This window comes from Pedobacter sp. 05T44, from assembly GCF_056395985.1.
Map to the genome: position 1 here is coordinate 62,800 of NZ_JBFTKO010000008.1, position 19,674 is coordinate 82,473.

Annotated in this window: 19 protein-coding genes; 8 read left to right on the forward strand and 11 right to left on the reverse strand. The window is 37.6% G+C overall.

The window, feature by feature from the left end; translation table 11 throughout:
• Nucleotides 1–771 carry a succinate dehydrogenase/fumarate reductase iron-sulfur subunit gene (locus AC1DDK_RS14035; protein WP_172661807.1) on the forward strand — a complete coding sequence of 257 codons (771 nt, stop codon included), beginning with the start codon at nt 1–3 and terminating at the stop codon, nt 769–771.
• Between the two features lie 77 nt (nt 772–848).
• Here the strand turns inward: AC1DDK_RS14035 and AC1DDK_RS14040 are convergent, their stop codons facing one another.
• A complete protein-coding gene (locus AC1DDK_RS14040; protein ID WP_337717299.1) occupies nt 849–3,149 on the reverse strand; it encodes a TonB family protein in 2,301 nt (766 codons plus the stop codon).
• On the reverse strand, nt 3,146–3,523 hold the full coding sequence (locus AC1DDK_RS14045; RefSeq protein WP_048907820.1) for a BlaI/MecI/CopY family transcriptional regulator: 378 nt from the start codon (nt 3,521–3,523) through the stop codon (nt 3,146–3,148). Before AC1DDK_RS14045 ends, AC1DDK_RS14040 begins: the two co-directional genes overlap by 4 nt.
• Nucleotides 3,524–3,691: 168 nt before the next feature.
• Here AC1DDK_RS14045 and AC1DDK_RS14050 point away from each other — a divergent pair, with 168 nt between their 5' ends.
• Nucleotides 3,692–5,050, forward strand: a complete 1,359-nt coding sequence (locus AC1DDK_RS14050; protein WP_288883767.1) for a M20/M25/M40 family metallo-hydrolase — start codon at nt 3,692–3,694, stop codon at nt 5,048–5,050.
• A gap of 108 nt (nt 5,051–5,158) precedes the next feature.
• Here AC1DDK_RS14050 and AC1DDK_RS14055 read toward each other — a convergent pair whose 3' ends face one another.
• The gene (locus AC1DDK_RS14055; protein ID WP_161662359.1) at nt 5,159–5,335 is read right to left on the reverse strand and encodes a hypothetical protein; all 177 of its coding nucleotides are present in this window, start codon (nt 5,333–5,335) and stop codon (nt 5,159–5,161) included.
• Between the two features lie 229 nt (nt 5,336–5,564).
• Between AC1DDK_RS14055 and AC1DDK_RS14060 the strand changes: the two genes are divergently transcribed.
• Nucleotides 5,565–6,596 carry a sensor histidine kinase gene (locus AC1DDK_RS14060; RefSeq protein ID WP_172661804.1) on the forward strand — a complete coding sequence of 344 codons (1,032 nt, stop codon included), beginning with the start codon at nt 5,565–5,567 and terminating at the stop codon, nt 6,594–6,596.
• Nucleotides 6,593–7,342, forward strand: coding sequence for a LytR/AlgR family response regulator transcription factor (locus AC1DDK_RS14065; RefSeq protein ID WP_172661803.1), 750 nt, complete (start codon nt 6,593–6,595; stop codon nt 7,340–7,342). Before AC1DDK_RS14060 ends, AC1DDK_RS14065 begins: the two co-directional genes overlap by 4 nt.
• Nucleotides 7,343–7,355: 13 nt before the next feature.
• On the opposite strand, the gene AC1DDK_RS14070 is transcribed toward AC1DDK_RS14065, so the two are convergent.
• Genes AC1DDK_RS14070 through AC1DDK_RS14080 form a run of 3 tightly spaced genes read right to left on the reverse strand, consistent with a single transcriptional unit; the run spans nt 7,356 to nt 11,207 of the window.
• Entirely contained in the window at nt 7,356–8,102 is a 747-nt protein-coding gene (locus AC1DDK_RS14070) for a lysophospholipid acyltransferase family protein (protein ID WP_288883768.1), read from the reverse strand.
• Nucleotides 8,103–8,142: 40 nt separating this feature from the next.
• On the reverse strand, nt 8,143–8,697 hold the full coding sequence (locus tag AC1DDK_RS14075; RefSeq protein ID WP_172661801.1) for an NUDIX domain-containing protein: 555 nt from the start codon (nt 8,695–8,697) through the stop codon (nt 8,143–8,145).
• A gap of 20 nt (nt 8,698–8,717) precedes the next feature.
• Nucleotides 8,718–11,207, reverse strand: a complete 2,490-nt coding sequence (locus AC1DDK_RS14080; RefSeq protein WP_288883769.1) for a TonB-dependent receptor — start codon at nt 11,205–11,207, stop codon at nt 8,718–8,720.
• Nucleotides 11,208–11,303: 96 nt separating this feature from the next.
• Between AC1DDK_RS14080 and AC1DDK_RS14085 the strand changes: the two genes are divergently transcribed.
• Nucleotides 11,304–11,903 carry a thioredoxin family protein gene (locus AC1DDK_RS14085; protein ID WP_288883770.1) on the forward strand — a complete coding sequence of 200 codons (600 nt, stop codon included), beginning with the start codon at nt 11,304–11,306 and terminating at the stop codon, nt 11,901–11,903.
• Here the strand turns inward: AC1DDK_RS14085 and AC1DDK_RS14090 are convergent.
• Nucleotides 11,900–12,181: an ATP-dependent Clp protease adaptor ClpS gene (locus AC1DDK_RS14090; protein ID WP_048907811.1), complete on the reverse strand. Its 282-nt coding sequence runs from the start codon at nt 12,179–12,181 to the stop codon at nt 11,900–11,902. The genes AC1DDK_RS14085 and AC1DDK_RS14090 overlap by 4 nt on opposite strands.
• 80 nt (nt 12,182–12,261) lie before the next feature.
• Between AC1DDK_RS14090 and AC1DDK_RS14095 the strand changes: the two genes are divergently transcribed.
• Nucleotides 12,262–13,308 (forward strand): 3-oxoacyl-ACP synthase III family protein, encoded by a 1,047-nt coding sequence (locus AC1DDK_RS14095; protein WP_172661798.1) that lies wholly within the window; start codon nt 12,262–12,264, stop codon nt 13,306–13,308.
• Between the two features lie 12 nt (nt 13,309–13,320).
• Here the strand turns inward: AC1DDK_RS14095 and AC1DDK_RS14100 are convergent, their stop codons facing one another.
• The 4 genes from AC1DDK_RS14100 to dcd are packed head-to-tail and all read right to left on the reverse strand — an operon-like array spanning nt 13,321 to nt 18,236.
• Nucleotides 13,321–14,196, reverse strand: a complete 876-nt coding sequence (locus AC1DDK_RS14100) for an SDR family oxidoreductase (protein ID WP_477633949.1) — start codon at nt 14,194–14,196, stop codon at nt 13,321–13,323.
• Between the two features lie 3 nt (nt 14,197–14,199).
• Nucleotides 14,200–14,961, reverse strand: coding sequence for an enoyl-CoA hydratase/isomerase family protein (locus tag AC1DDK_RS14105; protein WP_477633950.1), 762 nt, complete (start codon nt 14,959–14,961; stop codon nt 14,200–14,202).
• Nucleotides 14,962–14,967: 6 nt separating this feature from the next.
• Nucleotides 14,968–17,652 carry a carboxypeptidase-like regulatory domain-containing protein gene (locus tag AC1DDK_RS14110; protein ID WP_288883773.1) on the reverse strand — a complete coding sequence of 895 codons (2,685 nt, stop codon included), beginning with the start codon at nt 17,650–17,652 and terminating at the stop codon, nt 14,968–14,970.
• 47 nt (nt 17,653–17,699) lie between these two features.
• On the reverse strand, nt 17,700–18,236 hold the full coding sequence (gene dcd / locus AC1DDK_RS14115; protein WP_048907807.1) for a dCTP deaminase: 537 nt from the start codon (nt 18,234–18,236) through the stop codon (nt 17,700–17,702).
• Between the two features lie 67 nt (nt 18,237–18,303).
• Between dcd and AC1DDK_RS14120 the strand changes: the two genes are divergently transcribed.
• Both AC1DDK_RS14120 and lipB read left to right on the forward strand, forming a co-directional pair.
• Nucleotides 18,304–18,945, forward strand: a complete 642-nt coding sequence (locus AC1DDK_RS14120; RefSeq protein WP_172661794.1) for a 4'-phosphopantetheinyl transferase family protein — start codon at nt 18,304–18,306, stop codon at nt 18,943–18,945.
• An 11-nt stretch (nt 18,946–18,956) separates the two neighbouring features.
• A complete protein-coding gene (lipB, locus tag AC1DDK_RS14125) occupies nt 18,957–19,652 on the forward strand; it encodes a lipoyl(octanoyl) transferase LipB (protein WP_172661793.1) in 696 nt (231 codons plus the stop codon).
• The last annotated feature ends 22 nt before the right edge of the window (nt 19,653–19,674 follow it).

Consider the following 19,674-nt stretch of genomic DNA (forward strand, 5'->3'; position numbering starts at 1 on the left):
ATGAGTACAGGAAATATGAATTTAACGCTTAAGATCTGGCGTCAAAAGAATAACAAAGCCAAAGGCAGTTTGGTAGATTACAAGATATCAGAAGTATCTCCTGATATGTCTTTCTTAGAAATGTTCGACGTACTGAACGAAGACCTGGTTGCTAAAGGTGAAGAACCGGTTGTTTTTGATCATGACTGCAGGGAAGGAATTTGTGGGGCATGTTCTATGTTCATCAACGGAAGACCGCACGGACCAAAAGAAGGTATCACTACCTGCCAGCTGCACATGCGCTCATTTAAAGATGGTGATACCATTGTTGTTGAGCCATGGCGTGCAAAGGCTTTTCCAGTGATAAAAGATTTGATGGTAGATCGTACTGCATTCGACAGAATCATTGCTTCTGGAGGCTTTATATCAGTAAATACGGGCAATGCTCAGGATGCGAACAATCTTCCTATTCCTAAAGTTCAGGCAGATTCAGCTTTTGAGGCTGCAGCTTGTATCGGTTGTGGTGCTTGTGTTGCTACTTGTAAAAATGCTTCCGCAATGCTATTTGTATCTGCAAAAATATCACAGTTGGCGCAATTGCCTCAGGGACAGCCAGAACGTTATCGCAGGGTTCAAAGTATGGTTGCTCAGATGGATGCTGAAGGTTTTGGTAACTGTACCAATACCGGTGCATGCGAAGCAGAGTGCCCTAAAGGAATATCATTAGAGAATATCGCACGTATGAATAGAGATTTTTATTCAGCAAAATTTGTATCTGAGGAATCTATTTAATAGATTTATCTAACGAGACAAGGGTATTACACACAAAACCCCGGCTATTTTAGCTGGGGTTTTGTGTTATTTGAGCGTTATTTAGAGAGCGTAAATGAAATCGGTATGTTGTATTTTACTCTTACTTTTTGACCTCCCTGAGTTCCAGGGGTCCACTTTGGACTTGCTTTCATAACCCTTACTGCTTCCTCATCCGTGCCTCCACCAAGTTTTCTGTCTATATGAATATTGGTTAAAGAGCCGTCTTTTTCAACGATCATAGAAATAAAAACTTTTCCCTGAATGTTTTTCTCCTGTGCTTCTTTTGGGTATTTAACTGTTTTCTTTAAGTAGTCGTAGAACTTCTCCATACCGCCTGGAAATGAAGGCTGAGTAGTTGTTGAGACAAAGTCATAAACTTTCTCTTTGGCTTCTTTCTTCTTTAAATCAGGTGCTTGTTTAGCTTTAGTAGTAATTTTTACGACTCCATATTGTGCATCTTTTCCGTATAATGTAGTTGCGGCTTCATCTTTTAATACTTCTATGGAGGCAATGTCATCCTGATTTAGATTTGCTAATTTAAAATCCTTCTGTTTTTCCCCATCGAGTACGTACAAAGGTTGTGTAGGACTATTAATAGTTGATAGCCTAGCGTCATTGATTTGTATTCCTGGTGTTTTTCCTTGCAAATCGGCAGTAGTTCTGTTTAGTGCAAAACTTATAGGAATGTTATATTTTACCCGTACTTTTTTGCCATCCTGAACTCCCGGAATCCATTTTGGACTTTCCTTTAATACCCTTACTGCTTCTTCATCAGTGCCGCTACCAAGTTTTCTATCTACCATGATATCTGTTAATGAACCATCTGTTTCAACAACAAAACTTAGAAACACTTTACCTTCTATTTTATTTTCAAAAGCTTCTTTTGGGTACCTAACGCTTTTCTTTAAGTATTCGTAAAATAGGTTCATTCCTCCAGGAAAACTAGGTTGTGTTTCTAGTGATACAAAATCATACACTGGCTCGCTTTGCACATTGATGTTTCCTTCGCCAGACCTAATAACGACTTCATTCAAGGTTTCGTTTTTATCAGTTGTTTTCGGTTTATAACCTCTTATAACGATTTCACTTAATTGGGTATAACCGCTAATAGGTGTAGGTTTTGTTTCATTGGAAGTAGTAGTAGTGTTTTCGTCACCCATCAATGTGAATGAAAAGGGAAGGCTGTACTTTCCGTCATTATTTGCTTTAAAGTCCGGATAGGTTAATATAGCTCTCATTACCTCTGCATCACATCCTCCACCTAAAGCTTTCGTAGCAACACTTACCCCCTCAATTACTCCATTTTTAACGGTAAACTTTATTTGACTCGCTCCCTGAATATTCGAATTGTAAGCATTTCCAGGATACCTTATTGATCTTTTTAAGTATTTATAAAATTCTGTCCACGATGAATCAATACCTGTAGTATTTGATGTAAGAGGAGCAACAATGGTTGTTTTGATAGCTTGTTTAACAATGTTTAAAGGTTCTTCGAAAGGAATTTCCTCAGCTATTTTTTTTATTTTCTCATTGTTTCTGATTGTTGCCGAAGACATAATCAGGGTAACTGCAAATAGAGGAACAAACATCCCGTATTTTAGCATTGCAGTTTTTCTGGATCTTGGTTTATGTAACATATAGATTCTTTTTTTAATCAATGATTTATTAAAAAAACTATTCGTTAGTGTATTTGCAGGAATTCCAAATGCACTGCTTAATAGTAATAATGCATATTGTTCTTTATCTCCCTGATAGCTTGCGGCTTCTTCGTCAGCCAGATATTCATGGATGTGTTTAACCGTTGTCTTATAAAAATAGATTACAGGATTAAACCACGTGATTATTCCCACCACTTCGAAAAAGAGTACGTCAAGTGTGTGCCATTGTCGGATGTGAATTTCCTCGTGTTTTTGAATGGTTTGAATTTGCGGTAGGTTTTGGTCAATAACTTTTTTCTTAAAAAAGGAGAATGCTGATCCGCTTTTTTTTCTTTTTAGTAAAATCTGTACAGAAATGAGCTGAAAGATAAATCTGCCAACAAAGAATAAAATACCGGCAAGGTAAATAAACACCAGCGTATTGCCTAGATTAAAGCTGTTGGCATCGTCTTTTACGACTGCCATTTGAGTGATAAAATCATTGATTTGAACAACCCCGGTATATACCGGTTGAGTAGCCGGCTGTGTTGTAAACCATTCAAATCTTAAAAAGGGTATTGCAAGAGATAATATTCCGGCAGCAACCAGATAAATTCTATTCAATAGAAAATAAGTTTCCTTGTCTAACAATAACTTATAAAAGCCATAAAATACAACTAGGTAAATATTGACTTGAAGGATGTAATGTGCCCAGGTCATCTTGGTCTGTTTTTAATTTTGTTAATCATTTTAAGAATTTCATCAACATCACTCAGATCAAGTTTCTCTTCTTTAACAAAGAAAGAGAACATGCTTTCCACTGAATTTTCAAAGTAGTTGCCCAACAGTTTTTCTGTAGCATGACGTTTGTATTCCTCCTTGCTAATTAAAGGGAAATACTTATGGGCTTTGCCAAAGGCTTCGTGATCAATAAATCCTTTTACCTCCAGAATGCGGATGATTGTAGAAACAGTATTGTAAGCCGGTTTAGGCTCTGGCAGGAAATCCATTACGTCTTTAACGAACCCTTTCTCTATCTGCCATAAAATTTGCATAATCTGTTCTTCTGCTTTTGTTAAATCTTTAATTTCCATGAATTATTAGTTTAGTGTTTAGTGTGATTTTAGCTATATGTATACTGCGCAATATTTGTATAACTAAAAACTTAGTATAAACTTAAAACTAATTATTTAGTTTTCAAAATATTTATTGAAGATTTATTTTTGAATCGTATCTTCCTCAGAATATTTACACCCTTTGTTATGATAATAAACAGATTGCTCTGGTTTACCTTACTCTTTTTTCTTAATTCGGCTGCGGTAAATGCACAGCAAGTGATTGTAAAAGATGCTACGATCAGTAAAATGGTTGATGACGTATCTGCAACTAATTTGGAAAATCTGGTAAGAAAGCTAGTGTCCTTTAATACCAGACATACGCTAAGTGATACTTCCAGTAAAAAAACAGGGATAGGAGCTGCAAGAACATGGATAAAATCAGAGTTTGAAAAATATGGCAAACTGGGAGGAGGCCGGTTACAAGTTTCTTATGATGCATTTACTCAGAAAGCAGATGGGAAGAGAATAATTACCCCTTCAGTGCTCAAAAATGTGGTTGCTGTGTTGCCTGGAACAGATCCGAGTGACAAGAGGATTTTATTGGTGTGCGGACATTATGATTCAAGAGTCACGGATGTAATGAATGTTAAAGATTTTGCTCCGGGTGCAAATGATGACGCTTCAGGTGTAGCTGGTGTATTGGAGATGGCCAGGGTAATGAGTAAAGGTCATTTTCGCAGCACAATAATGTTTGTAGCAATGGTTGGCGAGGAACAGGGGCTTTACGGGGCTGCAAACCTCGCAAAGCGAGCAAAGGAAGAAGGCTGGAATGTTCACCTGGTAATGAATAATGATATGATAGGTAATTCTTATGGAATGGAAACTGACATTAAAAATAACACAATGGTGAGGGTGTTTAGTGAAGGTGTTCCTGCTGCAGAAACCAAAGAAGAGGCAACTATGCGCCAATCTATAGGAGCAGAAAATGATGGTATGGCAAGACAGGCCTCGAGATATATTAAAGAGGTTGGAGAGCGGTATGTAGATAATCTGACTGTGAAATTGGTTTACAGAAGGGACAGGTTTTTAAGAGGGGGAGATCATACACCCTTTTCTTTGCAAGGATTTACTGCTGTAAGAATAACTGAAATGAATGAAGATTTTAATAGGCAGCATCAGGATATTAGGACTGAAGGTGGATTTAAATATGGTGATTTACCGGAATATGTTGACTATGGCTATCTGCAGAAAATAGCCAGAATGAATTTGGCAGTACTTTCAAATCTTGCTTCATCAGCCGGGGAGCCTGAAGACGTAATCATGCTGACATCAGCACTTACCAATAAAACAACGCTCAAATGGAATGCTCCTAAAGGAAAACTTCCGTCAGGCTATTATGTGTTGGTGCGCGAAACTACCTCGCCAGTTTGGGAAAAGAAGATTTTTGTAAATGATACCTCTGCAACTATTGCTTATTCAAAGGATAACTATTTTTTTGGAGTACAGTCTACAGATGCCGATGGACATGAAAGTCTGATTATTACACCCAGACCGGGCAGATAAAGAAAATGGCGGACCTAAACCGCCATCTCTTACTATTAACTAAAACTAAACTTATTTTTTGTGGTGTACTAAACAAGGTTTAGTACACCTATATATAGTACCGTTCTCTTATTTAGAGAAAGGGTTGCTTACTTTTACCATTTCAGTTTTGTTGGCTGATGAAGATTTCAAAGCAACGTCTTCATTATGGCTATTTGATATACTTGTGGCAAATGTTAAAATCATCATGATGAAAACAGGAACCAGTAAAAGTAAAAATGGCGATACGTTTGCTAACTTTTTCATAATCGTTTTGTTTTGATGAAACAAATAGAATAAATAAAAAAATGCTGCTAAAATCTTTTAGACGAAGTACATATTATCCTAGATAAACGGTTAAAATGAATAGTTTTGTGATTAGTTGTATTATTTTGCGAGTTGGTAGAAAAAAAATGCCAGTTCGTCGAAAGCGAACTGCTTAAGCACGCTAATTAATTTATTTTGGACCTATGAAATTTTGTTTAGTCATCGTTTAATGAAAAGTAGAAACTCCATTATTATACATCTTCTCTTTTGGCTCTTTATTGTTCTGTTTGTGACTGTATTGGTTATTTACAGCAAAGAACCGGTGTCTTTATATAAGCTGGCCATAAACTTTGGMTTTTCGGGATTGATCAATATTTCTATCTTTTATATTAACTATACACTGTTAATTCCCTTATTGGTAAAAGAGAACAAGAGGTATGGCCTTTACATCATATCCATCATTTTACTAATGTTGATGATGAGTTTCATCAAAACGGTTATAGCTACTTTGCATGCCGAGACTATTTTGCAGCACCTTAACAGTAATGGCGTTGCCGAGTATACACCTATTTCTACCTATGCAATTAGTGCATTGTTTATTTCGGGCTTTTTTATAGTTGTTAGTTCGCTGCTTAAATTAGCAATAGACTGGTTTGGTAATGAACATACGCAGCGTAATTTGGAAAGTGAAAAGAAGGAAATGGAATTGCAATTTTTAAAGTCACAATTGAACCCTCACTTTCTGTTCAATTCTTTGAATAACATTTATTCCCTGGCTTATCAGAAATCTGATAAAACTGCTGATGCAATACTAAAGCTTTCAGAAATTATGCGCTATATGATCTATGAAAGTAATGACAGCTGGGTTTCTTTAAGTAAAGAAATTGAATATGTGCAAAGTTTTATAGAACTGCAGAAATTGAGATTTAAAGATGGTGCAGCTGTTGAATTTACAATGAATGGAGAAATTGATAATCAACAGATCGTGCCTTTAATATTAATATCATTTGTTGAGAATGCTTTTAAGCATGGGGTAGCTAATGATCCTAAAAATCCGATTAAGATCAATATTATTGCCAATCAAAAGATATTGCATTTTAGTATAACCAATAAAAAGAATAAATATAATAAGGATGAGATGGGTGGCGTAGGCCTAAACAATGTTGAACGGAGATTGCAATTACTTTATCCGGATAGGTATAAATTAAATATTGTAAATTCGGCTACCCATTACACCAGTGAGTTAATGCTTGATATATGACAAAGTTAAAATGTATTGCGGTTGATGATGAGCCGTTAGCACTTGATATTATTGAGGACTATGTTTCTAAAGTTCCGTTTCTTGAATTAGTTAAGCGGACTGAAAATGCTATAGAGGCTTTGCAGCTTGTTCAGGCTGGGGGCATTGATTTGGTGTTTCTAGATATCCAGATGCCAGAGTTAACAGGTATACAGTTCCTTAAAATAGCGAATGGAAAGGCTAATTACATTTTAACAACAGCTTATTCTCAGTATGCGCTTGAAAGCTATGATCTAAATGTGTCTGATTATTTGTTAAAGCCGATTGCATTTGATCGTTTTTATAAAGCTGTGGAAAAGGTGCATAATCAAATGAAGATTGCAGAACCAGCTGCTGTGCCTCAATCCTTTGTAGCGACAGCTCCTTCGCCAGTGGCGTCGAATCCAATACAGGACTTTATTTTTGTTAAAACAGAGCATAAAATCCAGAAGATTCAACTTGATGATATTCTTTATATAGAAGGTTTAAAAGATTACATATCTATTTATACAAAGGCAGAGCGTATTATTACACTGCAGAATATGAAAAAAATGGATGAGACTTTGCCAAAGGGCCAGTTTGTAAGGGTTCACAAATCTTATATCATTTCGCTTGATAAAATAGAGAGTATAGAAAGAAGTCGTATTTCTATTTTTGGGAAGATTATTCCCATTGGAGATACCTATCGTGATGAGTTTTTTAAACACATAGATAACAAGAATATATAAATGGAATGGCGGCTTATAACACAGCTATTTGATTTAGTTTTGTTCTTATTGCATTCTCAGCTTCAAGAGTAACTACTTCGGGGTTTCTGCCTTCGGGTTCTATTGGATTTAAAACTGTCCATCGTAAACGTTCGCCGAAGCTTAAAGGAAAACTGCCGTAGCGAACCAGCTTCCATGAGTTTTCTATTGCCACAGGAACTATCAATGCATTTGGTACAACTTTTAACAGGGTTGCAATACCACCTACCTGAAAACTTTTTAGCTTGCCGTCTTTTGCGCGTGTACCCTCAGGGAAGATCATAGTAGACCATGTGTTTTCCTTCATCCTTCTGCCCAGTTTTATAATTTCAGAAATAGCTTGCTTACTGTCTTTGCGATCTATGTTTGCACCGCCTCCATATTTCAGGTTAAACGAAATAGAGGGGATGCCTTTTGTTAATTCAATTTTAGAAATGAATTTAACATGGTACTTTCTGAGGAACCATATTAAGCCCGGAATATCATACATACTTTGATGGTTGGCAACAAAGATGATAGGCCTGTTGAGCGGCAGATTCTGGTCGTTTTTAAATGTTATTGAAGAGCCTAAGAAAATGTCACAATAAGTGAGAAAGAAATTAAGTGCATCTACCGAAGTTTTATGGGCTTTATATCCAAACAAACGATAAGAGACCCATTGAATGGGTTGGAATATAACCAGTGTTAAAAAGAAAAACAGATAAAAGATGGGGCTAAAAATATAGCCAAAAAACTTATTCATAGTTTATACGGTAAAGCTGAACAAAATTACTGTATTTTGGTTATAAATGACCTTCCTGTAATAGAATTTTAGTTTTCAAGATAGCTGCCACGCTCATGCTATCGGTAATTTCTCCATTTATAACCATTTGGTAGGCATCATTAAAAGGCAGCTTTTTAACTACAAGCTGCTCTGTCTCCTCAGGTGAGGAAACACCAGGAGTTAGGCCTTTAGCGACATAAATAATTGCGAGTTCATCGCTTACCGAGTTAGACAGGTGCATCCGTTGAATTTCGATCCATTCTGTCGCCATCAGGCCGGTCTCTTCAATAAGTTCACGTTTGGCGCCATCCAGCGGATTTGCCAAAAGAGCTCCCCCACCTTCAGGTATCTCCCAGCTGTAGGCTTTTATCGGGTATCTGTATTGTCCAACAAGCCATGTGTTTAAATCTTCATCAAGTGGCAAAATTCCTATGGCGATATTTTTGAAATGTACTTCGCCATAAATGCCTTTGCCACCTGAAGGATTGATAACCTGATGCTCAGTTAAACTGATCCAATTGTTCTCATATATTTTATTGCTCTCGATGGTCTTCCAAGGGTTTGTACTTTCCATGTTCGCAATATACAAATTAACTAAAATGATTCTTCGTCAGGTCTGGAATCCTGTTGGTCTTGTTTTTTAGTTTTTTTGAACTTAAAATCGTTGTTGCCAAAGCGATAAGAGTAAGTTAAATTGGCCATGGTTCCCTGCATAAATCTTCTAAAATCGATTGTTGAGGTGACTCCATTGGTGGTCATACTCCATCTTCGTGTACTAAACACGTCCCTTATATTTAGGCTAAGTGAAGACTTTTTGTCTTTGAAATCATACTTAGCACCTGCATCTACGCCGTACATTGCATTTCTTTTACCCTGGGCCATTACTTCTGGTGCACGATAATCCCCCCTAATCTGAAGAGATACATTGTAAGGTAAAACGAAGTTATTGGTTAAGTTGGCATTCCAGCTAAAACCAGAGTTTTCCACAATTCCGAAAGCAGGTACTCCATTAATTTTGCTTTGATATAAGTTTACGTTAGTTGTAAAGTTCCAGGCTTTAGCAACATCAACCCGTCCGATTAATTCAAGTCCGCTTGATAGTTGTTTTGTTAAGTTTTGCGGAGTTACAATTGTGATTCCATTTTCATCAGGTTCTGTTCTTACCCTCTGTATAACATCATTGGTTTGGCGTATATATGCACTGGAAGTGAATGTTACTTTAGGCCAGAACTTACTATAGCTTAGTTCAAAAGCATGTACATCCTCCGGTTTCAGATTGGGGTTACCCTGACGGTAATTAAGCGGGTCAGATACGTCAAGAAATGGGTTGGTATCCCATCCTCTTGGCCTGTTAACTCTTCTGCTATAACTAAGCTGTACTTGTTGCTCACCTTTAAATTTTTGGGTTAAATATACGCTTGGATACAATCTTGTATAGGCTACTTTTCCAGGAATATATTCTAACTGATTCAACTTATACATCCCTAAACGAGTATCTAATGTGGCATCTTCTGCTCTTACACCCACCTGATAACCAAAATTCTTAACCTGATTTTGATAATTAAAGTAAAGGGCATGAACCTGGTCCTTACTATTAAACTCATTGGTTAGGGCGAAATTTACTTCGTATTCTCCGGTAAGGTTGTTTAACTGATCAGAAAATGCTGTGTTTTCTGCTAAACGAATTTGACTTCTGTAACCTGCTTCAATTTTCCCAGCTTTACCAATTGGTAAGGTATAATCCGTTTGAACATTGTAACTTCTGTTAAAGCCCGTTCCATCATTTCGCTGGATGTTCGGCAGTGAGCTGGCTGCATCCCCATCAATATTATAGATGTTTGTGCTGTAGATCTGATCGTTGTCGTTTGTGCCTTCAGAGAAACTTAGATTAAAGGTTAGTTCTTCTCTTGGTTTTTTAAATTTCTGGTTAAAGTCCAAGTTAAGATCATAACTACTCCCAAATCCTTTGTTTGTATTGTTTCTATTGCTCAATTCCAGAGGATTTTTACCACCATCAAGCTTATCGATATTCAGAAATTCGTTCCTGTCGTTATCTCGTGAATTGAAGCCTCCCGAAAAACTGATTACACTTTTGTCTGTAATACTATAGTCGATACCGGCTTTTATGTTGTGGCCTTTATCCTGTGATTTTGAATCGGTGTTTTGATTGGCAAAAATTGTAGGGAAGGGGCTGTCCAGATAGGTGATATTGCTATATCCGCCACCAATACGGTTGCCATAACGATAACCATAATTTCCGTAAAGGTTTATCTTTTTGTTTTGAAAACTCAAGTTTGTGCTTGCGTTATAATTATCTCGGTTGCCTGCACTGAATGCTGCGGAGCCATTGAAACCTAATTTCTTATTCTTTTTTAATACGATATTGATAATTCCTGATTGGCCCTCTGCATCATATTTTGCGGATGGATTGGTAATGAGCTCAACGCTTTCAATGGAGCTTGCAGGTATAGATTGCAGTATTTGAGCCACGTTTCCACCGGCTATAAGTGATGGTTTGCCATCTATCAGAACCTTTACTCCGGTTGAACCTCTAAGGCTTACATTACCATCAATATCAGATTGAACAGAGGGTACGTTTTGAAGTAAATCTGAAGCAGATCCTCCCTCGCTAACTAAACTTTGATCAACAGCGAAAACTTTTTTATCTATTCCAAGTTGAATGGCGCTTTTTTGAGCAGTGATAGCCACCTCATTTAGTACAGTTCCTTTGGCTGGCTTCATTTTGATTGTGCCGAGATTAATTACTTTCTGAGCATCGGAAATAGAAATGGAATCTCTAACCATTGTTTGGTAACCAACATAACTTATTTTGAAGGTAAATACGCCTTTAGGTAGACTACTGATAAGTAAATTACCATTTACATCAGTTTGTGCACCTTTAATAATTGCTTTTGTTTTTCTGTTAAGGATAGTGGCTGTAGCAAATGGTACAGTTTCATTACTTTGCGCATCAACAACTTTGGCTGTAATTTGACCCTCTCCAGTGGTTTGGGCATTAAGTTTTACAGTTGTAATACAAAAGGCAATAGCTAAAAACAGAACTTTGCACGTAGAATTCTTCATTCGGATCTTTCTTTTTTATTAGGTTTCTTTAAGGAGGGACAAAGAAACGGAGGGAAAGTTTAATAATACAGGAGTAACTATTTTATTACAGCAAATATGATCAACTACACTAATATTTTTTCTAACGACGGGATGACCTATCAGCAGTATAGAATTCTGATTGATGAGCTTTTATTACAACATAAAACCACAGGTCCTGATGATTCTGATGCAATGTTGCATTACACTAAAATGAATGTGCAACGAATGAGCAGGGTTGATAAAACGGTGAAATTAAATGAGGAATTCCTGAATGTGCTTAACAACGTAAAAAATAAATATCGGTTTCTGGTAATTTCCGAAGGATGGTGTGGGGATGCAGCGCAGATTGTGCCTGTTTTTGATAAAATAGCAACGAGCTTTCCTGATAGATTTGAACTCAGGTTTGTTTTGAGGGATAAAAATTTGCCATTGATTGATGCGCATCTAACCAAAGGTGGCAGGGCCATTCCAGTATTATTAATTCTAGATGAAAAAGGGGATGTCGTTAAGAAATGGGGCCCAAGACCTGACATTCTGCAGGAGTTACTGGCCGGTTGGAAAAGAGACAGCAGTGATATGATGGAAATTGCCGAAAAACTTCATGGCTGGTACGCAAAGGATAAAACCCAAACTACACAACAAGAATTAACGAAAATATTTAAGGATTTAACCTAATCTACAGATACTGTTAACCCTTCCTGCTGAAGAATTTTACGGTAAACTTCCATTTCAGTAAAAGAACCTTCCAAAACAGCGCATTTACCTTTGTTATGGACTTCCCATGCAATTTTTTCTGCCTGGGTTTCAGAATAGTCCAGATATTTCATCATGCAATGAATTACATGATCAAAAGTATTTACATCATCGTTCCATAATATTAAGCGGTGAACTGTTTTTAATGAGGTAAGGATCTCTTCTAATGTAAATGTTTCCTCTTTGGTTTCTGTTGACATATTACAAAAATAAGCTTATTTCAAAATAATGTTGCAGTTAAAGTTATTTTTGCTTAAAATTTGTACTAAACTCAAATATAATGCAGCGTTCAAAGATTGCCGGTATTGGCTACTATGTGCCCAAAAATGTTTATTCTAATGACGATTTATCTCGTTTTATGGATACAAACGATGAATGGATACAGGAGCGTACCGGAATAAAAGAACGTCGTTTTGCGGATAGACTTGAAGAAACAACTACAACGATGGGTGTTGAGGCTGCCAAAATTGCTATCGAACGTGCTGGCATTACTGCACAGGATGTTGACTTCATCATTTTTGCCACACTTAGTCCTGATTATTATTTTCCCGGTTGCGGGGTTCTGCTGCAGCGCGAAATGAAAATGAAAGAAATAGGTGCCCTTGATATCCGAAATCAATGTTCAGGATTTGTTTATGCACTATCTGTAGCAGATCAGTTTATAAAAACAGGCATGTATAAGAACATACTTGTTGTGGGTAGTGAGAAACATTCGTTTGCGATGGATTTTGAAACAAGGAGCAGAAATGTTTCTGTTATATTTGGGGACGGGGCAGGGGCAGTTGTTTTACAACCTACCCAGAAAGAGAACCAGGGTATATTAAGCACACATTTACATAGCGATGGTGCTGATGCAGAGATTTTGGCAATGTATTATCCTGGCGCTTCGGCAAATAAATGGCTTAAGGATAAGCCCGGATATCCTGATCAGGAACTTGGGGGGTTATTCATGACCGCAGAACAGTTGGAAAGTGGTGCCGCATTGCCTTATATGGATGGGCCTGCTGTATTTAAAAAAGCAGTGGTAAAATTCCCGGAAGTAATAAAAGAAGCTTTAAACGCCAACAATCTTACAGAGAAAGATATTGATATGTTGGTTCCTCACCAAGCTAACCTAAGAATAAGCCAATATGTACAGCAATTACTGGGCTTAAGTGACGACAAGGTATTTAATAATATTCAGAAATACGGAAATACCACAGCAGCCTCAGTTCCCATTGCACTCTGTGAGGCATGGGAAGAGGGTAAGATTAAAGATGGAGATCTTGTTTGTCTTGCGGCTTTTGGTTCTGGTTTTACCTGGGCAAGTGCTTTAATCAGGTGGTAAGCTTAATAGGCGCTAGCTTCCCTTTGCTGATCTTGTCATTTGTTCAAAGGCATCCCACATCTCATTCGGAATGGCTTCGAGACCATTAAACTGACCAGCCCCTTGTAACCACTCGCCGCCATCAATGGTAATTACTTCTCCGTTAATGTAGCCTGCGAAGTCACTGATTAGAAATGCCGCTAAATTAGCGAGTTCCTGATGTTCGCCTACGCGTTTCAAAGGAACCCTGTTCTTGAAATCGAACTTCTCTGCCAGATCGCCGGGCAATAACCGTTCCCATGCAMCTTTAGTAGGAAAGGGGCCAGGGGCAATGGCATTTGTTCGGATACCATACTTGCCCCATTCAACAGCTAAAGAGCGTGTCATGGCCAGCACACCGCCTTTAGCGCACGCAGAAGGCACTACGTATGCAGAGCCTGTAAAAGCATAGGTGGTAACAATGTTTAAAACACTTGCGGTTTGTTTTTCTTTTATCCAATGTTTGCCAAAAGCAAGGGTACAGTTTACAGAGCCCTTTAAAACAATATCTATTATCGAAGAAAAAGCATTAGCTGACAAGCGTTCAGTTGGTGAAATGAAATTACCAGCGGCATTGTTAAGCAGTGCATCAACTTTCCCAAAGGTTTTTAATGTCTCGACCAACACATGCTCAACCTGTTCATATTCCCTGACGTCGCAAGCTAGCGCGAGGACTTTTCCGCCAGTTTCTTTCTCCATTTCTAAAGCTRTTTGCTGAAGCACATCAAGCTTACGGCTTGTGATCACCAGGTTTGCTCCTAATTTCAGAAAATAGGTTCCCATGGCTTTCCCTAAACCGGTACCACCACCCGTAACTACAATTGTTTTTCCTTTTAAGGCATCATCTCTTAACATTGGCTGATTGAACATGGCTTATTTCTTTTGCAGGTTATCTATAATTGTTTTTAAAATGCTACGGGTTGCGGGGGCCCACCACTGTTTTAGCATTACTTGCAATGCTTCACTTTGATCTGCACTGGTTGCTGTAATTAAATCTTTTCTGATGTTGAGCTTACTCTGTTCCCAGGTATTACGCTCCATAGCCATGTATTTTCTGATCTTTCTCTMGGCAGCTGTGAGGATACTGGCTGGATTTACAATCTCGTCGGCCAGACCAACCTGCAATGCCTCTCCAGGGGTAAATAGTTTCCCTTCTAAAAGACTTCTGGTAGCATTAGCCTGTCCAATCCAGAATGAGTACAGCTTAAAAATGCTGTTAGGTACAATTATGCCTACCGGAACTTCATTTAGCCCGATAATGTATTTGCCTTCGGCCATTATTCTATAATCGCAAGCCAGGGCTATAACGCATCCGCCGGCAGGGCTGTGCCCGTTTATGGCAGCAATTAGTGGTTTTTTAAATGCAGTTATAGTTGCTGTAAAATTCAGAAACAGATGCCAGAATSATTCAGCTTCTTCTTCTGAATAGTTGTATAATTCTATAAGGTCTAACCCGGCAGAGAAAAAATGTTCTTTGCCGGTGATAATTACACCAGCAATATTGGGATCACCCGCTATGTTTATGAGTATGTCATTTAATTCAGTAATCATTTCACGGTTAAGTGCGTTAGATTTACCTCTATCGAGCGTGATAATGCTTAAGTGATCTTTTATGGTGACTCTAATTGTATTCATTTATATTTATTTTACTTCATAGGTGTAAACTGTACGTGCTAAATTTCCAAGCATATCCATGCCCTCTATAACGATTCTGTAGGTTCCGGGTTCATCTGAATTGAAATAGTTGAAGGCTGCTTTTCCACTTTCATTTGTGACAATATTAGGATTCCAGTAAATGGTGGTCCTGTAATCTGGTCTGTTATCAGGAGCATCGTATTTTGGTGAATAGAATTCTCTTGGTGTATAATATCCTTTGGGCGAGAAAGGAATGATGCCTGGTGTAAACGTAGATGCGCTGGAATAGCCGCCTCCGCGTTTAGTGGTAATGACTAATACACCGCCACCTCCACGACTACCATAAATTGCAGTGTTGCCAGCAGATTTTAATACTTCAATCGTCTCAATATCCATTGGGTTAATATTATCCAGAAAATCGCCTTCCATTTGCATACCATCTAAAACTATTGACATTGGTGTGCCGTTGTTTCTCATTAAATATGGAGTTCCATTTCTAATAATCAAGCCAGCAACACGACCCTGTAAACACTGCGACAATGTAGTGCAGTATTGAAGCTGGTCTGTCGTTATAATAGCATCGGCGTTACCGGCACCATTTAGATTTGAGGAATTTTTAGCTGGATTTTTTTTCTCTACAATATTCACCTCTTTTAACAAAATTGTACGTTCCAGTATTCCGCGTTTAGTTARATCGTCAAAATAGTTTTCACTTTGTTTCAGATATCCTGATAAGGCCTCATTAACATTCACCTCTATGTCGCCGGTATTTTTATTTTTAGTAACTATCTGTCCTGATACAACATCAAGAACTATATCTACACTCTTTTTGTTTTTTGCGGTTCTTGCCTGTACAATGAATTTAGTACTGTCATTAAAGATCAGGTTGTCGAAATTGAAACGTCCTTGTGCATCAGATAATGTATCAATTGCGAACAATCCTCCAGAGGAGGAGAAAAGTGATACCTTGGAGTTTGGTAAAGGTTTGCCGCCATAACTTGTAACTACTCCGCTGATTTTTAATGATTTTTCTGGTTCATAGCGAATATTTGGACCTGCATTATTAATTATATTTTTCCATAATATTCTTCTCCATCCCTGGGTTATCATTAGGTTATCTAAATCCTGTTGTGTTTTTTGATCATCATGTAAAAAGTAGTAGTTAGGTTTTTCTATGTAACCAATAAGATCTGAAGTAAGCAGCAGGGTCGTAAAAATGTTGCTTTCATTTTCTTCGTCAGGCTTTACTGATGTAGTATTGGTAACAGCTATAGAAAAACTTGCCTGCGCAGGCTTTTCCGCAAAATCTGCCTGAAGATTTACGTTAACTTTTTCCTTCCTTGCGTAGCTTTCTTTAGCGGTTGAAACCTTTGTTGTTATCTTGTCCTTAACATTATTTACAAAAACAAGGCGCTCTGCAACGGGAGTGTTCCGAGCAGAGAATAAGGTGAGCTGAATTATGCCTGATGGTAAATCTTTTTTAGGAATTGAGGTGGTTATAATTTGTTTTTGAGAAGCGGCTTTGGATATGAAATAAACATTTCCATTGTTTTGTGCAACTAGTTTTAACTCACCATTTCCTATTAGATCGGGACTCAATAAAACTTTAGCAACAACATTTTCCGTATTGCTGTTTACCGTAATGATATAACCACTTGGTAATACTCGGGGTAGATTTATAGTGCTTTCAGACCCGTCTTTATATTTTACTTTAGCAGCATAAGTTTTTCCAGGCTGTGGATTGAGTATAAAACTACCTATTCCTAAGTGTTGTGTGCTAAATTGAGTAACTTCCTGACCATCGTTATCTATTATTGATCCTTTTACATCTTCGCCCAATCCAGAAGCATTTACGGCTTTGATTCCAATTTTATTAGGTAGGCTTTCTACTAGGTTTCCGCTTTCGGGGAAGAACTGGACATCTATTGCATTTGATGTTGCTTTAACGGGAATTTCTTTGATCATCTTTTTCTTATCTGGAAGAGTCAGCGTAGCTATAATTTTTCCGGATTTGTACAAAGATGGCTGAGTATTTAAAAAACTGATGTTTACCTCTCCCTGATCATTGGTTACTGCTTTTCCTTTTGCCAGGCTTCTGAAGTTTAACTGAACCTCGTATGAGACATCACTTTGTGCATATGGAACACCTTTTTTATCTGTAAACCTGATGTTGGCATCTACTTTTTCTGCGGTATTTTGCTTGCTAAAAGCATAGCTGGTGTTTGTGTAAACATTATTAGCCCATGAATTGCCAATTTTTATGGTTTTATCGAAAAAGAATTCTGTTCCCGCATTCTTCATCCATTGGGTATATGCCCTTATTCGATAGTTCCCTTCCGTAAAAGAATCAGGAAGTTTAAAGTCGCCCCAGGTAAATCCCGAAATCACAGGCAACTTAATCTGCTTTTTAACGGAATCTTTTTCGCTGATCAATTCAACATATAGTGCATTGCTGATTGTTGATGGTTTTCCTGTTTGAGCATTTACAACGTAAGCCTTAAACCAAATGTCATCGCCGATGGCATAAAAGGGTTTATCAAGATGCAAGTGCACTTTTTCCTGAGGATACTTTTCAATATATGCCTCCAGTTTCTTTATCAATGCACTAAACGGATCGTCATCCGCTTTGTAAGCAAAAGTTATAAGTATCCCAAAGCATAGTAACAAAGGCAGAATTAGCTTACGTTTCATAAATAAGAACCTTAACAAATAAAGCCTCAATATACGAAATATTAACTTTAGAACTTATTCTTCCACATCATGCTTTCTACAGGTTTTGTGGTTTTGTTGTTGTATTTAGCGTTAGTTTTGGTGTTATACATTGTTTGAATATCGCCTTGAACCATAAAGTAAATTAATTGGCCAATTGGCATTCCGGCATATATTCTTACAGGTTGTGCGCATGAAATTTCTAATGTCCATGTATTGCAAAAACCAACATCACCTTTACCCGCGGTTGCATGGATATCTATTCCCAATCTACCGGTGCTTGATTTTCCTTCAAGAAAGGGAATATGGGCATGGGTTTCTGTATATTCTAAAGTAACACCTAGATACAGTGTGCCTGGATGTAGCACATATCCTTCTTTTGGAATTTCGAAATGATCTATTTTATTGTGTGCTTTTGCATCAAGAACCCTGTCTTTGTAAGTAGCCAGATACTTGCCCAAATGAACATCGTATGAGTTTGTGCCAAGGCATTCGGGGTTAAAAGGCTCTATTATAATGGTTCCCTTATCTATTTCTTCCAGTATTCGTTTGTCGGACAGTATCATTTTATCTAGTATTTGGACGAAATTATGATTAATTTAAGATACTTTTGCATAGTTTTCTAAAATAGAGATGCCTGTAGTTTTTAATAAAAATATTGACGAGGATACCATACTTGCTGTATGGAAAATCGAAGAAACTGAAGAGCAGCTGATTTCGGGTTTACAACTGAAGCAGCATGAGCTTGATGTGATTTCATCGTTAAATAATGGAAAGCGGTTGCTTCATTGGCTAAGCACAAGGGTGCTATTAAGAACAATGCTTAATACTTCAGAATATATCGACTGCCGCATGGATGAGCACGGTAAGCCATATCTTCCTAACCTCGGATACCATATTTCTTTAAGTCATTCTTACGATTACGCGTCGGTAATTGTTGGTAAGAAGAAGAAGGTGGGGGTTGATATTGAACTTATTAAACACAAAATAAAGAGCATAAGGAATAAGTTTCTGTCTGACTCGGAACTTGCTCAAAAACAAATTGGTGATAACACTAATGGATTATATGTGTGCTGGTGTGCAAAAGAAGCTATCTATAAATGGAATGGGAGAAAGGGACTGGAGTTTAAACGAGACATTCATATCAAGCCCTTTAAGCTTAAAGATGAAGGAAGTCTTAAGGCTCTTGTTGATCTTCCTGAAGGAGCTTTGGAGCTTACTGTGCACTATTTTAAAACTAACGATGGCTATATGTTAGGTTACGTGGTAGCTTAACTTTTCATAAAATGAATAAGAAAGTTGAATTTATAGACTGGTGTCTTGTTGATTATCAGGATGCCTGGGATAAACAGGAAGTTTTGTTCAATCAAAGCGTGGCTTTGAAAACACAAAACCGAACAAATAACACAAATCTGGAGACCCCTAATTTTTTGGTGTTTTGTGAGCATCCTCATGTATATACCTTAGGGAAAAGTGGTCACCCGGAAAACTTGTTGCTTAATGAACAAGGTTTATTAGAAAAAGAGGCAAAATATTATAAAATTAACCGTGGTGGTGATATAACATATCATGGGCCAGGGCAAATAGTGGGTTATCCAATTCTTGATCTGGATAATTTTTTTACTGATATCCACCTTTATTTAAGAACACTTGAAGAAGCGGTTATTTTAACCTTGAATGATTACGGGATTATATCTGGTCGGTATCCAGGCTATACAGGAGTATGGCTGGACGCTGATAATGAGAGAGCACGTAAAATATGTGCATTGGGTGTGAGGTGCAGCAGGTGGGTAACCATGCATGGCTTTGCGTTCAATGTAAATACAGATCTTAACTACTTTAAAAATATTGTTCCTTGTGGGATAGACGATAAGGATGTAACCTCGATACAACGTGAATTAGGCTATCCGCTAGATATGGAAGAGGTTAAAGGTAAGCTGAAAAATCATATTGCCAGTCTGTTTGGCATGCAGCTGATCTGATTCATCTTGAAAAAGGGATTTG

Coding starts and splice junctions, on each gene's coding strand:
- AC1DDK_RS14035 (WP_172661807.1), top strand. CDS start 1: ATGAGTACAGGAAATATGAATTTAACGCTTAAGATCTGGCGTCAAAAG.
- AC1DDK_RS14040 (WP_337717299.1), bottom strand. CDS start 3,149: ATGACCTGGGCACATTACATCCTTCAAGTCAATATTTACCTAGTTGTA.
- AC1DDK_RS14045 (WP_048907820.1), bottom strand. CDS start 3,523: ATGGAAATTAAAGATTTAACAAAAGCAGAAGAACAGATTATGCAAATT.
- AC1DDK_RS14050 (WP_288883767.1), top strand. CDS start 3,692: ATGATAATAAACAGATTGCTCTGGTTTACCTTACTCTTTTTTCTTAAT.
- AC1DDK_RS14055 (WP_161662359.1), bottom strand. CDS start 5,335: ATGAAAAAGTTAGCAAACGTATCGCCATTTTTACTTTTACTGGTTCCT.
- AC1DDK_RS14065 (WP_172661803.1), top strand. CDS start 6,593: ATGACAAAGTTAAAATGTATTGCGGTTGATGATGAGCCGTTAGCACTT.
- AC1DDK_RS14070 (WP_288883768.1), bottom strand. CDS start 8,102: ATGAATAAGTTTTTTGGCTATATTTTTAGCCCCATCTTTTATCTGTTT.
- AC1DDK_RS14075 (WP_172661801.1), bottom strand. CDS start 8,697: ATGGAAAGTACAAACCCTTGGAAGACCATCGAGAGCAATAAAATATAT.
- AC1DDK_RS14080 (WP_288883769.1), bottom strand. CDS start 11,207: ATGAAGAATTCTACGTGCAAAGTTCTGTTTTTAGCTATTGCCTTTTGT.
- AC1DDK_RS14085 (WP_288883770.1), top strand. CDS start 11,304: ATGATCAACTACACTAATATTTTTTCTAACGACGGGATGACCTATCAG.
- AC1DDK_RS14090 (WP_048907811.1), bottom strand. CDS start 12,181: ATGTCAACAGAAACCAAAGAGGAAACATTTACATTAGAAGAGATCCTT.
- AC1DDK_RS14095 (WP_172661798.1), top strand. CDS start 12,262: ATGCAGCGTTCAAAGATTGCCGGTATTGGCTACTATGTGCCCAAAAAT.
- dcd (WP_048907807.1), bottom strand. CDS start 18,236: ATGATACTGTCCGACAAACGAATACTGGAAGAAATAGATAAGGGAACC.
- AC1DDK_RS14120 (WP_172661794.1), top strand. CDS start 18,304: ATGCCTGTAGTTTTTAATAAAAATATTGACGAGGATACCATACTTGCT.
- lipB (WP_172661793.1), top strand. CDS start 18,957: ATGAATAAGAAAGTTGAATTTATAGACTGGTGTCTTGTTGATTATCAG.